The following is a 15,517-nucleotide window of genomic DNA, read 5'->3' as shown; positions in this document are numbered from 1 at the left end:
TATTAAGGGTAGTCAACATGACTGGCTATGGACGTAAAGTTGGGTATATCCGGAAGGTTCTTAATGAAGCGCTGCCAGACGGTTCGCTGACATGGTATAAAAAACATTCAGAAGGAGCGCCCATGACCAATACCCGACACGTCCGCCAGACTTTTCACCGCGCCTCAGGCCTTGAGCTACGCAGCACCTGGCAGAGCACGCAGGCGTACAAACGCCATAGTCACCCTCAGCTCTCCATCGGCGCGATTGTGGAGGGCCAGACCTGCTGCGTGTGTCATGACAGAGAGTACATCCTTAACCCCGGAGACCTCATCGTGATCCCGGCCTGTGCGCCGCACAGCTGCAACCCCGTCGCCGGGAATCCGCGCAGCTACCATATGCTCTATATCGACACCGAGCGTCCTCTGGCGCTACAGGTGATTCGTAACCCTGACCTGTTTGCCCACTACCTGGACGTTGTCGAGACCCTGTCTCAGGCATCACTGGAGACACTGCTTTCTGCCCTTCCCCGCGCTGCGGATAGCGCTGACGCGCTTCGCCCAACCAGCCAGAAGGTTCAGGAGGCGTTTCTTTCCGATCTCACCTGCCCGCCTTCCCTCGACGAGCTTGCCCAACGCTTCTCGCTGCGCAAGGAGACGCTGATTCGCACCTTCAGGCAGGACACCGGCCTGACGCCGGGCAGCTTCCTCAACATCTCCCGCGTGGAGTACGCCAAGGCGCGGCTGCGCGCCGGGGATGATATTGCCGACGTCGGCTACCAGAGCGGCTTTGCCGACCAGAGCCATTTTCATAAGACCTTCGTCAGCTATACCGCCGCCACGCCGCGCCAGTACGCCACGGGCCGATCAATATCAGACAATAAATAGGTTCTGCAGCGCCGTACTCTGGCCTCGGATTGTTAACCGAGGTCGCTATGGAACTGTTCTTCCCTTCCGCTTTTCTCGCCCTGGCGCTGGCGCACTTTGTTGCCCTGCTAAGCCCGGGCCCGGATTTCTTCCTGCTGGTGGGCTACGCCGCGCGCTATCGGCTGCGCGGCAGCGCCGGGCTGTGCCTCGGCATCGCCGCGGGTAACGGGCTCTATATTGTTCTGGTGATTATCGGCTGGAGCGCGCTGCGCCAGTTTACGTGGCTGTTTACGCTTATCGAGCTTTGCGGGGCGCTGTATCTGCTGTGGATCGGCTCGCATCTGGTGCGCAGCCGACCTCAGGCGCTGGCACTGAATGAAACCCATCAGCGCTTTCCCTCGCTGCGTAAGCAGATCCTGCTGGGGCTCGGTTCGGCGCTGTTAAACCCGAAGAATGCGCTGTTCTATCTGGCGCTGATGACGGCGCTGCTGGGGCCGGACGTGACGCTGCTTCAGCAGGCGACCTGCGGCGTCTGGATGGTGATGGTGGTGCTTGCGTGGGATCTGGCGCTGGTATCGCTGATGGGGTTGAGGGCGGTTCAACGCAAGCTCAGCCGTTCGCTGTGGTGGATTGAGCGCACGGCAGGGGTGGTGCTGATGGGGTTTGGGGGATGGGTGCTGTGGCGGCTACTGGAAATTATACGCTGAGATAGCGGGCAGCCTGACGCCGCCCGTTGCTTATTTTTTATTTTGATCGCGCAGCATTGCTTCACGCAAAATGGCATTGAGCCTCGTCTGGTAACCTTTTCCAGGCCGTTTAAGCCACTCCATCACGTCAGCGTCGATACGTACAGATGCCTGAGTTTTGAGTGGCCGATAGAACTTCCCTCGCACCGCCCCTGACCACTGTTCATCCCCCGTGGCAGGGATATCGCTGTAATCAATCTCTGCTTCCGATTTTTCGGCGAGTGCTTTGAGCTCAGCCTCACGACGAGCACTAACCTCAGGCGCACTACCGCGTTTATGTTTAACCATGCTCATAACGGCTCCTCTCTTTACGGTCCGCCTTTCGTGCGCTAATGATTCGAATGACTTCGTCACCACTTTCAAAACGTACCGTGTGTGCGACCATAATGACAATTAGACCATGTACAAGGCCAATGGTCTGCCAACGGAACTCTCCATTTTCATGACGATCCTGCAGAGATAAATGGTAAGGATCGTCAAAAACCAGAACAGCCTCTTCAAAGCGGATCCCATGCTTAATGAGATTACTCTTCGCTTTGTTGGTATCCCATTCAAACTCCGTTGGCATAGTGTACCCTTCCCTTATTGTATATACAAAAAAGCATATACAAAACGTTCGTAAATTGAACCGGTCGACATCGTTCAATTTCATTTTCTGAAGGCGCATTCCAGAAACTGAAACGCGAAGGTCCTTCTCCTTCTTTGCACTTTCCCCTCGCTTCCCTCTATCCTTAACCCATGGAAAAAATAGCTGAACTCAAACGCGCCAAGCTGCTGGCACTGTCGCTGCTGCTGATTGCCGCCGCGGCCTTTATCACCACCCTGTTCCTGCCGCAGACCTTCTGGGTGCGCGGCGTGAAGGCCATTGCCGAGGCGGCGATGGTCGGCGCGCTGGCAGACTGGTTTGCCGTGGTTGCGCTGTTCCGCCGGGTGCCCATTCCGTTTATCTCGCGCCATACCGCGATCATTCCGCGCAATAAAGACCGAATAGGCGACAATCTCGGCCAGTTTGTGCAGGAGAAGTTTCTCGACACGCAATCGCTGGTGGCGTTGATCCGCCGCTATGAACCTGCCCAGATGATCGGCGCCTGGTTCAGTAAGCCCGACAATGCCCAGCGCGTCGGGCTGCATTTGATGCAGGTGATGAGCGGTTTTCTCGAACTCACCGACGACGGGCGCATTCAGCGCCTGCTCAAACGGGCGGTGCATAAAGCCATCGACAAGGTCGACTTCACCGAAACCAGCGCCGTAATGCTGGAGAGCATGACCAAAAACAACCGCCACCAGGTGCTGCTGGACGCCATCATCAACCGTTTGATTACCCTGATTCAGCGGGAGAGCACGCGGGAGTTTATCTCTGACCAGATAGTCCACTGGCTGAAGACCGAGCACCCGCGCAAGGCGATGGTGCTGCCCACCGAGTGGCTGGGCGATCAAAGCGCGGAGATGGTGTCGAACGCGGTGAACACGCTGCTGGACGATATCAGCCACGACCGCACGCACCAGATCCGCCAGGCGTTCGACCGCGCCACGCTGAAGCTTATCGACAACCTGAAAAACGATCCGGAAATGGCGGCGAAAGCCGACAACATCAAGCACTACCTGAAAAACGATGAGGCGTTTAACCGCTATCTGGGAGAGATGTGGGCTGACCTGCGCCAGTGGCTGAAAGCGGATATGCAAAGCGAGGACTCGCGCGTGAAGCAACGCATCGCCAACGCCGGGCTGTGGTTTGGCGAAACGCTAACAAACGACGCCAGCCTGCGGGCGTCGCTGAACGAGCATCTGGAGCAGGCCGCGCACCGCCTCGCGCCGGATTTTGCCGCGTTCCTGACCCGCCACATCAGCGACACTGTCAAAAGCTGGGACGCCAAAGACATGTCCCGCCAGATTGAGCTTAACATCGGTAAAGATCTGCAGTTCATCCGCGTCAACGGCACGCTGGTCGGCGGGACGATTGGCCTGATCCTGTTTTTACTCTCGCAGCTGCCTGCCGTGCTGGGGCATTAATCTACTTTGGGCGGCGCGATGACGTAGCGCGTCGCCTCAAAGCGGTTGAGGATCAGGTGCACCAGGAAGACCATCGTCAGCGTTGCCACCAGCGAAAAGGTGACGGAGGTGATGCGGTACAGATCGCTGAACACCAGGTCAGTGTCCGGGTGCATGTTCTGCCCGAACATAATGCCGATGGTCGTGATGCTGGAAAACCCCACGCCCGCGCCCACCTTTTCCATCACGTGCAGGCGCGCGCCAAACGCCAGCCCGAGGCCGATCAGCGGCATCATCAGCAGCATATGGCTGCTGTGATCGTAGAGGATCAGCTGCACCACCAGAATATAAAGGCAGCCCAGCACTACCCCGACCACGCGCCAGATAGAGCTCATCACCGAACCGCGATAGTGCATCGGGAACAGAATCAAAATCCCCGCCATCAGCGCCGAAAGCGAATCGCTTAAGTCGCTAATCTGGAACACCACGAATATCAGCGTCGCGACGGTGCCGGAGAGCAGCGACTCGTGGCGCACCCGGGCGTCGTCTTTCTCAATCAGCGGCGGCGGCTTGCGGGGCTCCACGTCCGGCAGGAGGTAGTTCATCAGCGCGCTCAGACACACCGCCATCACGCTCGCTTCGATGTTGGAAAACAGCAGCGTGTGCCAGTTGGTAGTGGGGTAGCTCATAAAGTTGAGCATCACGCTCTGGCACACCACGCCCATTGAGCCAAACAGGAACAGCGGCCCCTTGCTCATAAAGCGAAAACGCATCACGTACAGGGCAAACACCACCAGCGTCATGATGACCGGCCATTGCGACAGATAGCCGATGATGAAGATCATTTCGACGCAGTTAAGCGCAGCGCTGAAGATAAACTGCTTCGCCACGTGGCGGTTAAAGACCGGTACCAGCGACAGCAGCATGATCGGATAGACCACAAAAAACACGCCGTAGCTGGTGTTGTAAAAGCTGGAGATGCTCAGCGCAATCATCCCGGCAAAGACGATGCGCAGGGTCTGGCGAAAGTCGTTTGCCGTGTAGACGATGTTGCCGTGCGGGGTAAAGACCCGCGCCAGGGTGCTAATAGACATCGAACTAATAAACATAGTGAAGCAGGCTCACCAGGTGGATCTGCATCCCGGAGAAGAAGCGCGCAAACGGTCCTTCGCTGTTGTAGAGCTGCACGGTCGCGCGTGCACCGGTCGGCAAATGCTTCGGCAATTCTTCGTCCAGCGCCACGTGGATGCGCATGCGTTGGGCATCGCGCACCCAGCGGTTGGAGGTCTCCGGTTCGGACAGTTGACCGTTCACGGCCTCCTGACCCGCCAGTATCCCCGCATCGCTGCTGGTCACGTGGGCGCGGAAAACGTGCCCCGGGAAGGCGTCAAACACCACGGCGGCGTCGGTGCCCTGATGGGTATGGCGCAGGCTCTTCTCGCGGAAATCGGCGACGATATCGGTCTGGTTGTTCACCAGCGCCAGCGCGGCTGAACCTGAGGAGGCGTAAAAGCCCGGGCTTAACTGCAGGTTACTGACCGTGCCGTCCGCCTGAGCGTAGACCTTCGTCCAGCCGAGATTCAGCTCCGCTTCATCCAGCGCGTTCCGATATTTTTGCAGCGTCACGTTGCGGTGCTCGTCCCGCTCGCCGCGCTGAATGCGCAGGTTATGGATGTTGGCCTGGATGGAGCTGACGGACTGCTCGCTGCTCTGCCAGGTGGTGCGGACCTTATCCAGATCCGCCTGCGAGACGTTCTGCAGCGTGCTCAGCTTCTGGTAGCGATCGAAGGTCACTTTGTCGTTGCGCGCGGTCAGCACGGCGGTTTTCAGGCTGGCCTGCGCGGCGGCGATCTGCGCATCCAGCTGTTCGTTGGAAAGGCGTGCCTGCTCAAGCGCGATTTGCGCCGCTTCCACTTTGTTGCGAAACGGCGTGTCGTCGAGCTCAAACAGCAGATCGCCTTTCTTCACCTGGCTGTTGTTGTGGACATGTACCGCCGCCACATAGCCGGAGACGCGCGGAGAAACCGGCGTCACCACGCGCATCACGGTGGAGTCCGGCGTCAGCGGGATCCAGATATCCGCGACGATAAAGTAGACAAACATCAGCAGGAAAGAGGCAATACTCACCCTTACCCAGCGGGCAAACTTTTGTTCAGGAGTCATTATTTTTCGGTCTTGTTATCTTCTTCGCGGATTGTCCGCAAATTGCAGGCGATTTGATTCAACGTGGCGCTGAAAATGTCGATATGTTCCGGCGCGATGTTTTGCGATACGCGCGCCTGATAGGTCTCAATCACCTGAGTGAGCCGTTTTAATATGGCTTTTCCCTCGGGCGTCAGCGTCAGAAGCCGGATGCGCTTGTCATAAGGCGATACGGCGCGCAGCAGGTAACCCTGCTTTTCCAGCTGTGTCAGGGTGCGCATCAGCGGCGGCAGTTCAATGCCCTGCACCTCCGCCAGCTCACTCACCGAGACGTTATCCCCGAGCTGATGCAGCTGCATCATCACCGTCCAGCTCGACTGGGTTAACCCGGTATCGAGAATGGCATCGTCGATCACGGCACGCCACTGGCGCACGATCATCGCCATCCGCATACCCATCGGCCTGCGGCTGAACAGTTCTTCTTCACTCATGGGGGAAACCTCTCGTCACACGCGGTCAAGATAATAGTTATCAGGGTAAGTATCAAGAAACGAGAGGCAAAAGCGCAGGAATTGCGAAAGGCGTTACGGGAGGCGATTTACACGTAGGCCCGGTAAGCGCAGCGCCACCGGGCTTTTTTTAGCGGCTAAAAAGTCTCTGAACGGCACTTTTCCCCGACGCCGTCATCACCACCTCCCTGTACCCCGCCACCCGCTGGATCCACCCTTTGTTTTCCAGATGAATAAGCAGCGCCGCACCCGCCTCGCCGCCAAGGTGAAACCGCCGCTCGCTCCAGTCCAGGCAGGCGCAGCAGGCCTTTCGACGGGGGTGAGGCGTTAACGGAATACCGAGCTTCAGGAACTGCTCCCGGCCATACGGCGTCAGCGCTGAACCGTCTGCCTCCAGCCAGGCTTCCGCCTGCATAAAATCATAGATTTGGACCGCGACCGTTCCAGCAAGATGGTCGTAGCAGGTCCTGGCTTCACGCATGGCTTTCGGCACGGTGGTTTCCGGCGGGGTGATGCGGCTCCAGGAGAGCCCCATCATCTGCTCGACCAGCGCCGCCACGTCGTGCCCCGCCAGGCGATAGTAGCGATGCCGCCCCTGAGACAGGCAGGTAATCAGCTTCCCCTCCACCAGCCGGGCGAGATGCCCGCTGGCGGTCGACGGCGCAACGTCTGCCGCCGCGCTCAGCTCAGTTGCGGTCCACGCCCGCCCGTCCATCAGCGCGCAGAGCATCTTCACGCGCGACGGATCGGCCATTGCCGCCGCCACAGCCGCAACGGCCTGTTCCAGCGCCACGCTGTTATCAGGAGGTAGGCTCGTTTTTAACATATGTCGCCCAGGGTTCGGTGATCTCTGCGGCCAGCTTATCATCATCCGTCAGCAGAATAAGGTGATTCGCGTGGTCGCTGTACTGGGTAAGGATAGACACGCCGCATGCCGCCAGCGCCGCCGCAATTTCACCCAGCTCGCCGGGGCGCTCCTGCCTGAGTTTCCGGATCACCGGCTTACGCACCGCCTGCACGGTAAACCCGGCGTCGAGCAGCACGCGTCGCGCTTTTTCCCCGTCTTCCACCAGAAAATGGGCATCGGTACCAAATACGCCGCCGCCCTCCAGCCCCACGCCGTTGCGCCCCAGCAGCTGTCCAAAGCGCGCCAGCTCGCCGGGCCTGTCGCTAAAAATCACATGAACGTCATACATCCGCGCGCCCTCCGGTTTCGGAACTGTACTCCCGCACCAGCTGCGCCACCCGAATACGGTAAAAAGAGAAAATCGACTCCCGCCCTTCGGCCTGCGCGGCCTGATGGAAGACGTTCTGCTTCCAGCTGCGGACGGCCTCTTCATCCCGCCACCAGGAAAGGGAAAGAATTTTGCCGTCGGTCGTCAGGCTCTGGAACCGTTCGATATCGATAAAGCCGTCGATGTCGGCCAGCAAAGGCTTAAGCTCTGCGGCAAGCTGAAGATAGCGCGCCTGATGGGCAGGCGCGGCTTTGGCTTCGAAAATGACTGCAATCATGATGGTCTCTCCGTAGTGATGTTGGGGAGAGAATGTAGGGTAGAGAGGAACAATGCTTCGGTAAGGAGCGAAGTGTTGTGCCGGATGGCGCTGCGCTTATCCGGCCTGTGGGATGATGTAGGCCCGGTAAGCGCAGCGCCACCGGGCGGGTCTTAACCCAGAATCGACCTCGGCTCCATAAACGCCCTAATCCCCCACTCGCCCATCTCGCGCCCCACGCCGGACTGCTTAAACCCACCGAACGGCGCTTTCGGTTCATGGGCAAGCGTGTTCACCAGCACGCGACCGGAAACAATCTGCTGCGCCACGCGTCGCGCGCGGTCCGCATCGCCGCCCAGCACCATCGCGCTCAGCCCGTATTCTGTGTCATTGGCAATGGCGACAGCCTCCGCTTCGTCCTGATAAGGGATTACGCACAGCACCGGGCCGAAAATCTCGTCGCGGGCAATGGTCATCCGGTTGTTCACGTCGGCAAACAGCGTCGGGCGCACAAACCAGCCATCTCGCGTCCCGTCCGGTCTCCCTTCACCACCCGCCAGCAGACGCGCCCCCTCTTCGGTGCCTTTACGGATATAGCCCTGTACCCGCTGCCACTGCTTTTCGCTCACCATCGGGCCGACGTCCGTCGCGCTATCGCGCGGGTCGCCGGATTTGACCGCCGCCACGGCCTGCGCCAGCGCGGTTTCGATCTCCGCCTTACGCGCCTGCGGCACCAGAATGCGCGTCCCGGCCACGCACGCCTGCCCGCTGTTCATAAACCCGGCCTGAATCACCAGCGGGATCGCCTGCGCCAAATCCACATCATCCAGCAGGATCGTCGGCGATTTGCCGCCTAATTCCAGGGTCACGCGCTTAAAGCTCTCCGCCGCGTTGCGCAGGATCGCCTTGCCGGTATTCGTGGAGCCGGTAAACGAGATTTTTGCCACGTCCGGATGGCGGCTAATGGTTTCACCTACCGTCTCGCCGCGCCCGGTGACGATGTTAAACACGCCCGGCGGCAGCGCGGCATCGCGCAGCGCTTCGGTGACAATCCGGGTTTGCAGGGCGCTCATTTCGCTCGGCTTGATGACTGCCGTACAGCCCGCCGCCAGCGCGGCCGCCAGCTTGCCGCAGATAAAGCCCGCGTCGCTGTTCCACGGCGTGATAAGCCCGGCCACCCCAAGCGGCGTCATCTGCACCGTTGCCGCGCCTGCGGGAGTGACGAACTCAAACGCCTCCAGCGCCTCAATAGCCTGAGCAATCACTTCCGCCGGATAGCTGGCCATCCACGCCGAGCGCGAGGCGGGCGCGCCGTACTCTTCAACGATCGCGTCGAGCAGGTCGTCGTGGCGAGCGGCCACGGCGGCGTGCATACGTTTTAGCGCCGCGATGCGTTCCTGCTTTGTGGTCTGCGACCACGCCGGAAAAGCTGCTTTTGCCGCCGCAATGGCGCGCTCTGCGTCAATCTCATCCGCCAGACGAACCTGGCCGATAACCCGCGCCGTCGCCGGGTTGTATAAATCAAACCACTCTGTGCCGTGCGCGGTAACAAATTCGCCGTTAATAAAGATCTGTTCGATGGTGTGCATATAAACCTCCTCAGGCTGTGTGAGCACAGTCTGGCACGGCTTTTCCGTTGCGATAATCCACGCTATGCTGCAAGGGTTGTTTCGATTTTCAGGATAATCTATGCATCGTTCAGGTCTGACAGAGCTGGAAGTGGTGATGGCGGTAGTGCGGCGCGGCAGCTTTCGCGCCGCGGCGCAGGAGCTGGGCATGTCCGCCACGGCGGTCAGCAACGCCATCGCCGGGCTGGAGAGCCGCCTTGATACCCGCCTTTTCAACCGCACCACCCGCAGCGTGGCGCTCACCGACGCCGGACAGCGCTACGTGGCGCGTATCGGCCCGGCCCTGCAGGAGATCCGTCTCGCCAGCGAGGAGATCCACAGCGACACCGGGGAACCTGCTGGCACGCTACGGCTGAACGTGCCGAACCATATCGGCACCCTGTTTCTGGACCAGCTACTGATCGACTTTATGATCCGCTACCCGAAGATGCGCGTAGAGACCGTCAGCGAAGCGCGAATGATCGACATCGTCGCGGAAGGCTTTGACGCGGGGATCCGCCTTGAGGAGTCCGTGCCGCAGGACATGATCGCCGTGCCGCTGACCGGGGAGATCCGCCAGCTGGTCACCGCCACGCCGGACTATTTTGCACGCCACGGCATTCCGCAGACGCCGGACGATCTGCTTTCACATCAGGGGATCGGCATGCGCATGGCCCACGGCGGGATCTACCGCTGGGAGCTGGCGCGTCGGGGGGAAACGTACGCCCTTGCCGTGCCGCCGCGCTTTGCGACGTCCGATCTTTTTGCCTCGATCCGCGCCGTGAAAGCGGGATTAGGGGTGGGATTTTTGCCGGAACTGTATATCCGTGAAGAGCTTGAGCGGGGAGAACTGGTGAGCGTCTTAAACGACTGGGCGCAGCCCTTTGCCGGGCTGCGCCTGTATTACCCCGGCCATCGCCACGTTCCGCCAGGGCTACGGGCGCTGGTGGCGATGATCCGCGAGCGCGGGATTATTCCAGGTTAGCCTTATTCAGCCCGTAAGCCGCGTCCAGCGAGCCGGGTTCCATGCGGGAGGTGATCCCCAGACGGTTCCAGGCGTTGATCGCCACGATGGCGAAGTTCAGCTCTGAAATCTCCACGTCCGAGAAGTGCTCCGCCACGCTGCGGTACAGCGCGTCGCTAACCCCGTGAACACCAATCTGGGTCAGCGCTTCGGTGAAGGCCAGCGCGGCTTTCTCGCGGGCGCTGAACAGCGGGGACTCGCGCCAGGCCGCCAGATGGTACAGGCGCAGCTCGCGCTCGCCGGCGATTTTGGCCTCTTTCGAGTGCATATCCAGGCAGAAGGTACAGCCGTTCAGCTGCGACACGCGAATGTCGATCAGGTGCTTCAGCGCCGGGTCGATGGAGGTTTTTGCCACTTCCATGCTCAGGGCGGACAGGGCGTTGGCGAGGGCAGGTGTAACTTTATGGTGGTTAACGCGAGTGCTCATTGTCTTTCCTCTTTTTTGTGCGGCATATGTCATGCAATGCAGCAAATCTACGCCGTTCATGACATAGTAAAAAGATACAAAAAGCGTGAAAAGAGGTAGGACATGAAGCCGGGATATCACGAGATTTATTCCCGCTATCGCGACAACATCACGCGCGGCGTGCTGAAGCCGGGCGATAAGGTGCCTGCCATCCGCGTGCTGGCGGAAGAGCTGAAGGTGGCGCGTAAAACCGTCGAAACGGCGTACGCCATTCTGACGGGCGAAGGGTATCTGGTGAGCCAGGGCGCGCGCGGCACGCGGGTCAATCCGGATTTACTGTTGCCGGATAACAATGCCCCTGCGGAACAGCCCACCGGCACGCTTCCGGCATCGCTCATCAGCCAGCGGGAACGAGCGGGGTTTCTGCGCCCCGGCATCCCTGCCCTCGACAGTTTTCCGTATAAAAAATGGCTGCTGCTGGCGGGCCAGGCGACGCGCGCCATGCGTCAGGAGGAGATGCTCAACCCACCGGTGCTGGGCTGGTATCCGCTGCGCCAGGCCATCGCCAGCTATCTCAATATTTCACGCGGGCTGTCCTGCAGCGCCGAACAGGTGCTGATCACCAGCGGCTACAGCGGCAGCCTGCGGCTGATCCTCGACACCCTTGCCAGCCGCAGCGACAAGGTGGTGTTTGAAGAACCGGGCTATTTTATGGGCCAGCAGCTGCTCAAGCGGATCGTGCCGCGCCTGCACACGGTGCCGGTCGATCGCTGCGGCATCGATACGGAATACCTGCTCCGTCACCATCGCGACGCCCGTTTTGCCATCGTCACCCCGTCGCACCAGAGCCCTCTGGCGGTCACCCTCTCGCTGCCGCGCAAGCAGCAGCTGCTCGACTGGGCCAGCCAGAACGAGGCGTGGATCGTTGAAGACGATTACGATGGGGAGTTTCACTACACCCGCAAGGTGCTGCCATCGCTGAAAAGCCTCGACCAACACGACCGTGTAATTTTTATGGGCACCTTCAGTAAAACCATCATGCCGTCGCTGCGCATGGGCTACGTGGTGATGCCCGCCAGCACCGTCGGGGCCTTTACCGACTGCGCGGACATTACCACCAGCGGCCAGCCGGTGCTGACGCAAAAGATCCTCACCGCGTTTCTCAACGAAGGGCATTTTTTCCGTCACCTGAAAAAGATGCGCGCGCTGTATCAGACCCGCCGCGACTGGATGATTGCCGCCCTGCGCGAGGTGTATGGCGATCTGTTTTTCACCGAGCAAAACGACGGCGGGATGCATATCGTGGCGTTCCTGACCAGAGGAAGCGGTGACCGGGAAGTGGCGCGCTGCTGGCAGGAACAGCAGCTGCAGGTGAATGCGCTTTCGGAGTGGTATCGCGGGTCCGGCAAACGCTACGGGCTGGTGATGGGCTATAACAACGTGCGGTCGTATCAGGAGGCGGTGGATTTGCTGGAAAGACCGAAGCGGCAGACGTTTGGGCTGTTGAGCTGAACATCGCCGGGTGGCGGCTATGCCTTACCCGGCCTACAGGATCGGCGCTGAATATCGCCGGGTGACGGCTACGCCTTACCCGGCCTACTCGATCCCGTAGGCCCGGTAAGCGTAGCGCCACCGGGCGATGACGCGGCTCATACATCATACCGCGACAACCCAACGTCCTTAAGCTGCTCGTCGCTCATTTGGCTCAGAATGCGGCGGGTACGGTTGATGCGATACCAGTTACGCAGCGTTTTCGCTACCCAGACAAACGCGATAAACGGACGTTTTGAACGATTCTCGTAGAATTCCATGATGCTCTCCTCGCTGTGTCAGTGGGGTTATCATCATGGAAAACGGTCTGTACAATACAGATTCAAAAACTGCTTTTGTTTACCATACAGATCCGCTAAAACGATATCTGCATGGCGGTTTACCCATCAATCTGTACTGGTTTTACAATCTGTATGGTGATAACAAAGGATACAGCATGACGCGCTATCAACATCTCGCCAACCTTCTGGCAGAACGCATTGAACAAGGGCTGTATCGCAGCGGCGAACGTCTGCCGTCGGTACGCGCGCTGAGCCAGGAGCACGGTGTGAGTATCAGCACCATACAGCAGGCCTATCAGATCCTCGAAAACCTCCAGCTGATCACCCCCCAGCCGCGCTCCGGCTATTTTGTTTCGCAGCGCAAAGCCCAGCCGCCGGTTCCGGCCATGACGCGCCCGGTACAGCGCCCCGTGGACGTCACCCAGTGGGATGAGGTGATGATGCTGCTGGACGCCCGCGCCGACAAAGAGATGATCTCCTTTGGCGGCGGCTCGCCGGATATTAACCAGCCGAGCCTGAAGCCCCTGTGGCGCGAGATGAGCCGCATTGCGCAGCATAATCCGGGTGAAATGCTGAGCTATGACGTGCTCGACGGCCGCCTGGAGCTGCGCGAGCAGATCGCCCGCCTGATGCTGGACGGCGGCTCGACCGTGGCAGCGAACGAGATTGTCATCACCAACGGCTGCCACGGCGCACTGTCGATCGCCCTACTCTCGGTGTGCAAGCCGGGGGACATCGTGGCGGTGGAGTCGCCGTCGTTTCACGGCACCATGCAGATGCTGCGCGGGTTTGACATCAAGGCGATTGAAATTCCCACCGATCCCGAGACCGGGATCAGCATCGAGGCGTTAGAGCTGGCGCTGGAACAGTGGCCGATCAAGGCGGTGATCCTGGTGCCCAACTGCAATAACCCACTCGGGTTTATCATGCCGGAAGCGCGGAAAAAGCAGGTGTTAGCCCTGGCCCAGCGGCACGATATCGTGATCGTGGAGGATGACATTTACGGCGAGCTGGCGGCGGAGTACCCGCGCCCGCGCACCATTCATTCGATGGATATCGACGGCCGCGTGATCCTCTGCAGCTCGTTTACCAAAACCGTGGCGCCGGGTCTGCGCGTCGGCTGGATTGTGCCGGGGCGCTATTACGACCGGGTGATGCACATGAAATACGCCGCGGGCGGGTTTAACGTGCCGGGGACGCAGATGGCGGTGGCGGCGTTTATTCGCGACGGGCATTATCATCGCCACGTGCGCCGTATGCGTCAGATTTATCAGCAGAATATGGAAACCTACACCTGCTGGGTGCGGCAGTATTTTCCGGCAGAGATTTGCGTCACGCGCCCGCAGGGAAGCTTCCTGCTGTGGATTGAGCTGCCGGAGAAGGTGGATATGGTGTGCGTCAGCAAGCAGCTGTGTCGGCTGAAGATCCAGGCCGCGGCCGGGTCGCTGTTTTCCGCCTCCGGGAAGTACCGCAACTGTCTGAGGATCAACGTGGCGCTGCCGCCGACTGAGAAGAATCGCGAGGCGTTGAAGAAGATGGGCGAAGCGATTGTGATTGCGATGGAGGAGGGCTAGTGCGGCCTGATGCCCTCACCCCGACCCTCTCCCACAGGGAGAGGGAGAAAACCGCCGTTGTAGGCCCGGTAAGCGCAGCGCCACCGGGCAACAGGCCGCACTACTCGTCGAAGTACCAGTACCCCTGATTAATCAGCCCGGTGAGCTCTTCAACAAACGCCGGGTTATTCAGCGCATCGCCCAGCTCGGCCTGGCCGAGTTCGGTGTAGCGGCACAGCGCATCCGCCGCCTTCGCGTCTACCGTCTCCAGCTGTTCGCTGTTGATGAAGAAGCTGCCGTTAATGTTCAGCACGCGCAGGCCGCTCAGGCGAGACAGCGTTTCGCCGCCCTGCAGCGCGTCCAGCACCTCTTCCGGCGCGTACGGCGGCTCGGCGGCGGCAATATCCAACTCGTGGCGCGGCGTCGAGACAAAGCTGCCGAACCATTTTGTGAAATCATCCGGCTTGCCGATCATGTCGATCATCATCTGACGAATGCGATCGAGCTCGTACTGCTCCACGCGGCCCGGGTGTTCGCGACAGGTCAGATCCGGATCGCTGTAGTGCTCGCCGCCCAGATCGTTTTCCAGCGCATAATCGGCGAAGCTGCTGATCAGATCGCGACCGTTCGGCCCGCGGAAGCCGACGGAGTAGTTCAGCGCGGTCTCATGGGTAAAGCCGTCGTGCGGGAATCCAGGTGGGATGTAGAGGATATCGCCCGGAGCCAGATCTTCGTCGATGATTGGCTCGAAAGGATCCACATGCAGCAGCGCCGGGTGTGGGCAGAACTGACGCATCGGCAGCTTATCACCCACGCGCCAGCGGCGGCTGCCCATCCCCTGAATGATAAACACGTCGTACTGATCGATATGTGGACCCACGCCGCCGCCGGGGACGGAGAAGGAGATCATCAGGTCATCCAGACGCCAGTCCGGCAGGACTCGGAACGGACGCACCAGCTCCGCGGCGGGCATATGCCAGTGGTTTACCGCCTGCGCCAGCAGCGACCATCCCGTTTCACCCAGATCGTCAAAGTGCTCAAACGGACCATTGCTGGCCTGCCACTTGCCGTTGAAATGGCTCACCAGGCGGCTATCGACTTCCGGCTCCATCGCCAGGCCTGCCAGCTCGTCCGGGGTAATCGGGTCGACAAAATTCGGGAAGGCATTTTTCAGCACAACGGGTTTTTTTTGCCAGTATTTCTCAAGAAATTCCGGCCAGTTCAGGTTCAGTTGATACGCCATGGGTAGCACCAGTGAGAGGGGAAACAGGCGCGATTATAGAAGAGACGGTACGAGGGGAACTTGTCATGGGTCAAACGAGGGCGTGTAGGTCGGGTAAGGCGAGGCCGCCACCCGACACGTACACGACGTA

18 protein-coding genes are annotated in these 15,517 nt (G+C 59.9%); 6 read left to right on the top strand and 12 right to left on the bottom strand.

Going from position 1 to position 15,517, the window contains the following annotated elements:
- The first annotated feature begins 122 nt into the window (after positions 1–122).
- The gene (locus GVO84_RS03035; protein ID WP_159515456.1) at positions 123–866 is read left to right on the top strand and encodes a helix-turn-helix transcriptional regulator; all 744 of its coding nucleotides are present in this window, start codon (positions 123–125) and stop codon (positions 864–866) included.
- A gap of 47 nt (positions 867–913) precedes the next feature.
- On the top strand, positions 914–1,552 hold the full coding sequence (locus GVO84_RS03030; RefSeq protein ID WP_121424943.1) for a LysE family translocator: 639 nt from the start codon (positions 914–916) through the stop codon (positions 1,550–1,552).
- A gap of 30 nt (positions 1,553–1,582) precedes the next feature.
- On the opposite strand, the gene GVO84_RS03025 is transcribed toward GVO84_RS03030, so the two are convergent.
- Both GVO84_RS03025 and GVO84_RS03020 read right to left on the bottom strand, forming a co-directional pair.
- Entirely contained in the window at positions 1,583–1,885 is a 303-nt protein-coding gene (locus tag GVO84_RS03025) for a BrnA antitoxin family protein (RefSeq protein ID WP_116342305.1), read from the bottom strand.
- The gene (locus tag GVO84_RS03020) at positions 1,872–2,159 is read right to left on the bottom strand and encodes a BrnT family toxin (protein WP_010427219.1); all 288 of its coding nucleotides are present in this window, start codon (positions 2,157–2,159) and stop codon (positions 1,872–1,874) included. The genes GVO84_RS03025 and GVO84_RS03020 overlap by 14 nt, the downstream gene beginning before the upstream one ends.
- A gap of 170 nt (positions 2,160–2,329) precedes the next feature.
- Here GVO84_RS03020 and GVO84_RS03015 point away from each other — a divergent pair, with 170 nt between their 5' ends.
- Positions 2,330–3,601, top strand: a complete 1,272-nt coding sequence (locus GVO84_RS03015) for a DUF445 domain-containing protein (protein ID WP_159515455.1) — start codon at positions 2,330–2,332, stop codon at positions 3,599–3,601.
- Here the strand turns inward: GVO84_RS03015 and GVO84_RS03010 are convergent.
- The 7 genes from GVO84_RS03010 to GVO84_RS02980 all read right to left on the bottom strand — a co-directional run bounded on the left by GVO84_RS03010 (position 3,598) and on the right by GVO84_RS02980 (position 9,311).
- Positions 3,598–4,674 (bottom strand): DUF2955 domain-containing protein, encoded by a 1,077-nt coding sequence (locus GVO84_RS03010; protein WP_119935694.1) that lies wholly within the window; start codon positions 4,672–4,674, stop codon positions 3,598–3,600. The two genes, GVO84_RS03015 and GVO84_RS03010, sit on opposite strands and share 4 nt — an antisense overlap.
- A gap of 4 nt (positions 4,675–4,678) precedes the next feature.
- Positions 4,679–5,746: an HlyD family secretion protein gene (locus tag GVO84_RS03005; RefSeq protein WP_121932425.1), complete on the bottom strand. Its 1,068-nt coding sequence runs from the start codon at positions 5,744–5,746 to the stop codon at positions 4,679–4,681.
- Complete coding sequence (locus GVO84_RS03000) at positions 5,743–6,213, bottom strand: MarR family winged helix-turn-helix transcriptional regulator (RefSeq protein ID WP_121424941.1); 471 nt, start codon at positions 6,211–6,213, stop codon at positions 5,743–5,745. Before GVO84_RS03000 ends, GVO84_RS03005 begins: the two co-directional genes overlap by 4 nt.
- A gap of 148 nt (positions 6,214–6,361) precedes the next feature.
- Positions 6,362–7,057: an ArsR/SmtB family transcription factor gene (locus GVO84_RS02995; protein ID WP_159515454.1), complete on the bottom strand. Its 696-nt coding sequence runs from the start codon at positions 7,055–7,057 to the stop codon at positions 6,362–6,364.
- Complete coding sequence (locus GVO84_RS02990; RefSeq protein WP_159515453.1) at positions 7,032–7,427, bottom strand: amino acid-binding protein; 396 nt, start codon at positions 7,425–7,427, stop codon at positions 7,032–7,034. Before GVO84_RS02990 ends, GVO84_RS02995 begins: the two co-directional genes overlap by 26 nt.
- Complete coding sequence (locus GVO84_RS02985; protein ID WP_159515452.1) at positions 7,420–7,743, bottom strand: antibiotic biosynthesis monooxygenase family protein; 324 nt, start codon at positions 7,741–7,743, stop codon at positions 7,420–7,422. Before GVO84_RS02985 ends, GVO84_RS02990 begins: the two co-directional genes overlap by 8 nt.
- Before the next feature lie 152 nt (positions 7,744–7,895).
- Entirely contained in the window at positions 7,896–9,311 is a 1,416-nt protein-coding gene (locus GVO84_RS02980) for an aldehyde dehydrogenase family protein (RefSeq protein WP_159515451.1), read from the bottom strand.
- A 100-nt stretch (positions 9,312–9,411) separates the two neighbouring features.
- Between GVO84_RS02980 and GVO84_RS02975 the strand changes: the two genes are divergently transcribed.
- A complete protein-coding gene (locus GVO84_RS02975; protein WP_159515450.1) occupies positions 9,412–10,314 on the top strand; it encodes a LysR family transcriptional regulator in 903 nt (300 codons plus the stop codon).
- Here the strand turns inward: GVO84_RS02975 and GVO84_RS02970 are convergent.
- A complete protein-coding gene (locus tag GVO84_RS02970; protein WP_023334367.1) occupies positions 10,301–10,780 on the bottom strand; it encodes a carboxymuconolactone decarboxylase family protein in 480 nt (159 codons plus the stop codon). The two genes, GVO84_RS02975 and GVO84_RS02970, sit on opposite strands and share 14 nt — an antisense overlap.
- A gap of 102 nt (positions 10,781–10,882) precedes the next feature.
- On the opposite strand from GVO84_RS02970, the gene GVO84_RS02965 reads away from it, so the two are divergent.
- Positions 10,883–12,271: a PLP-dependent aminotransferase family protein gene (locus GVO84_RS02965; RefSeq protein ID WP_159515449.1), complete on the top strand. Its 1,389-nt coding sequence runs from the start codon at positions 10,883–10,885 to the stop codon at positions 12,269–12,271.
- A 137-nt stretch (positions 12,272–12,408) separates the two neighbouring features.
- On the opposite strand, the gene GVO84_RS02960 is transcribed toward GVO84_RS02965, so the two are convergent.
- On the bottom strand, positions 12,409–12,570 hold the full coding sequence (locus tag GVO84_RS02960) for a DUF1127 domain-containing protein (protein WP_003863073.1): 162 nt from the start codon (positions 12,568–12,570) through the stop codon (positions 12,409–12,411).
- Between the two features lie 176 nt (positions 12,571–12,746).
- Here GVO84_RS02960 and GVO84_RS02955 point away from each other — a divergent pair, with 176 nt between their 5' ends.
- Complete coding sequence (locus GVO84_RS02955; RefSeq protein ID WP_159515448.1) at positions 12,747–14,165, top strand: PLP-dependent aminotransferase family protein; 1,419 nt, start codon at positions 12,747–12,749, stop codon at positions 14,163–14,165.
- Between the two features lie 100 nt (positions 14,166–14,265).
- Here GVO84_RS02955 and GVO84_RS02950 read toward each other — a convergent pair whose 3' ends face one another.
- Positions 14,266–15,387, bottom strand: coding sequence for a cupin domain-containing protein (locus GVO84_RS02950; protein WP_159515447.1), 1,122 nt, complete (start codon positions 15,385–15,387; stop codon positions 14,266–14,268).
- Positions 15,388–15,517: the final 130 nt, after the last annotated feature.

The sequence above is a fragment of the Enterobacter sp. SM3 genome (assembly GCF_009811935.2).
Lineage (GTDB): Bacteria > Pseudomonadota > Gammaproteobacteria > Enterobacterales > Enterobacteriaceae > Enterobacter > Enterobacter asburiae_D.
This window is presented reverse-complemented; position numbering and strand designations above follow the sequence as displayed.

Excerpts from the sequence above, each read along its gene's own strand:
- GVO84_RS03035 (WP_159515456.1), top strand. The coding sequence starts at position 123 with ATGACCAATACCCGACACGTCCGCCAGACTTTTCACCGCGCCTCAGGC.
- GVO84_RS03030 (WP_121424943.1), top strand. The coding sequence starts at position 914 with ATGGAACTGTTCTTCCCTTCCGCTTTTCTCGCCCTGGCGCTGGCGCAC.
- GVO84_RS03025 (WP_116342305.1), bottom strand. The coding sequence starts at position 1,885 with ATGAGCATGGTTAAACATAAACGCGGTAGTGCGCCTGAGGTTAGTGCT.
- GVO84_RS03020 (WP_010427219.1), bottom strand. The coding sequence starts at position 2,159 with ATGCCAACGGAGTTTGAATGGGATACCAACAAAGCGAAGAGTAATCTC.
- GVO84_RS03015 (WP_159515455.1), top strand. The coding sequence starts at position 2,330 with ATGGAAAAAATAGCTGAACTCAAACGCGCCAAGCTGCTGGCACTGTCG.
- GVO84_RS03010 (WP_119935694.1), bottom strand. The coding sequence starts at position 4,674 with ATGTCTATTAGCACCCTGGCGCGGGTCTTTACCCCGCACGGCAACATC.
- GVO84_RS03000 (WP_121424941.1), bottom strand. The coding sequence starts at position 6,213 with ATGAGTGAAGAAGAACTGTTCAGCCGCAGGCCGATGGGTATGCGGATG.
- GVO84_RS02995 (WP_159515454.1), bottom strand. The coding sequence starts at position 7,057 with ATGTTAAAAACGAGCCTACCTCCTGATAACAGCGTGGCGCTGGAACAG.
- GVO84_RS02990 (WP_159515453.1), bottom strand. The coding sequence starts at position 7,427 with ATGTATGACGTTCATGTGATTTTTAGCGACAGGCCCGGCGAGCTGGCG.
- GVO84_RS02985 (WP_159515452.1), bottom strand. The coding sequence starts at position 7,743 with ATGATTGCAGTCATTTTCGAAGCCAAAGCCGCGCCTGCCCATCAGGCG.
- GVO84_RS02980 (WP_159515451.1), bottom strand. The coding sequence starts at position 9,311 with ATGCACACCATCGAACAGATCTTTATTAACGGCGAATTTGTTACCGCG.
- GVO84_RS02975 (WP_159515450.1), top strand. The coding sequence starts at position 9,412 with ATGCATCGTTCAGGTCTGACAGAGCTGGAAGTGGTGATGGCGGTAGTG.
- GVO84_RS02970 (WP_023334367.1), bottom strand. The coding sequence starts at position 10,780 with ATGAGCACTCGCGTTAACCACCATAAAGTTACACCTGCCCTCGCCAAC.
- GVO84_RS02965 (WP_159515449.1), top strand. The coding sequence starts at position 10,883 with ATGAAGCCGGGATATCACGAGATTTATTCCCGCTATCGCGACAACATC.
- GVO84_RS02960 (WP_003863073.1), bottom strand. The coding sequence starts at position 12,570 with ATGGAATTCTACGAGAATCGTTCAAAACGTCCGTTTATCGCGTTTGTC.
- GVO84_RS02955 (WP_159515448.1), top strand. The coding sequence starts at position 12,747 with ATGACGCGCTATCAACATCTCGCCAACCTTCTGGCAGAACGCATTGAA.
- GVO84_RS02950 (WP_159515447.1), bottom strand. The coding sequence starts at position 15,387 with ATGGCGTATCAACTGAACCTGAACTGGCCGGAATTTCTTGAGAAATAC.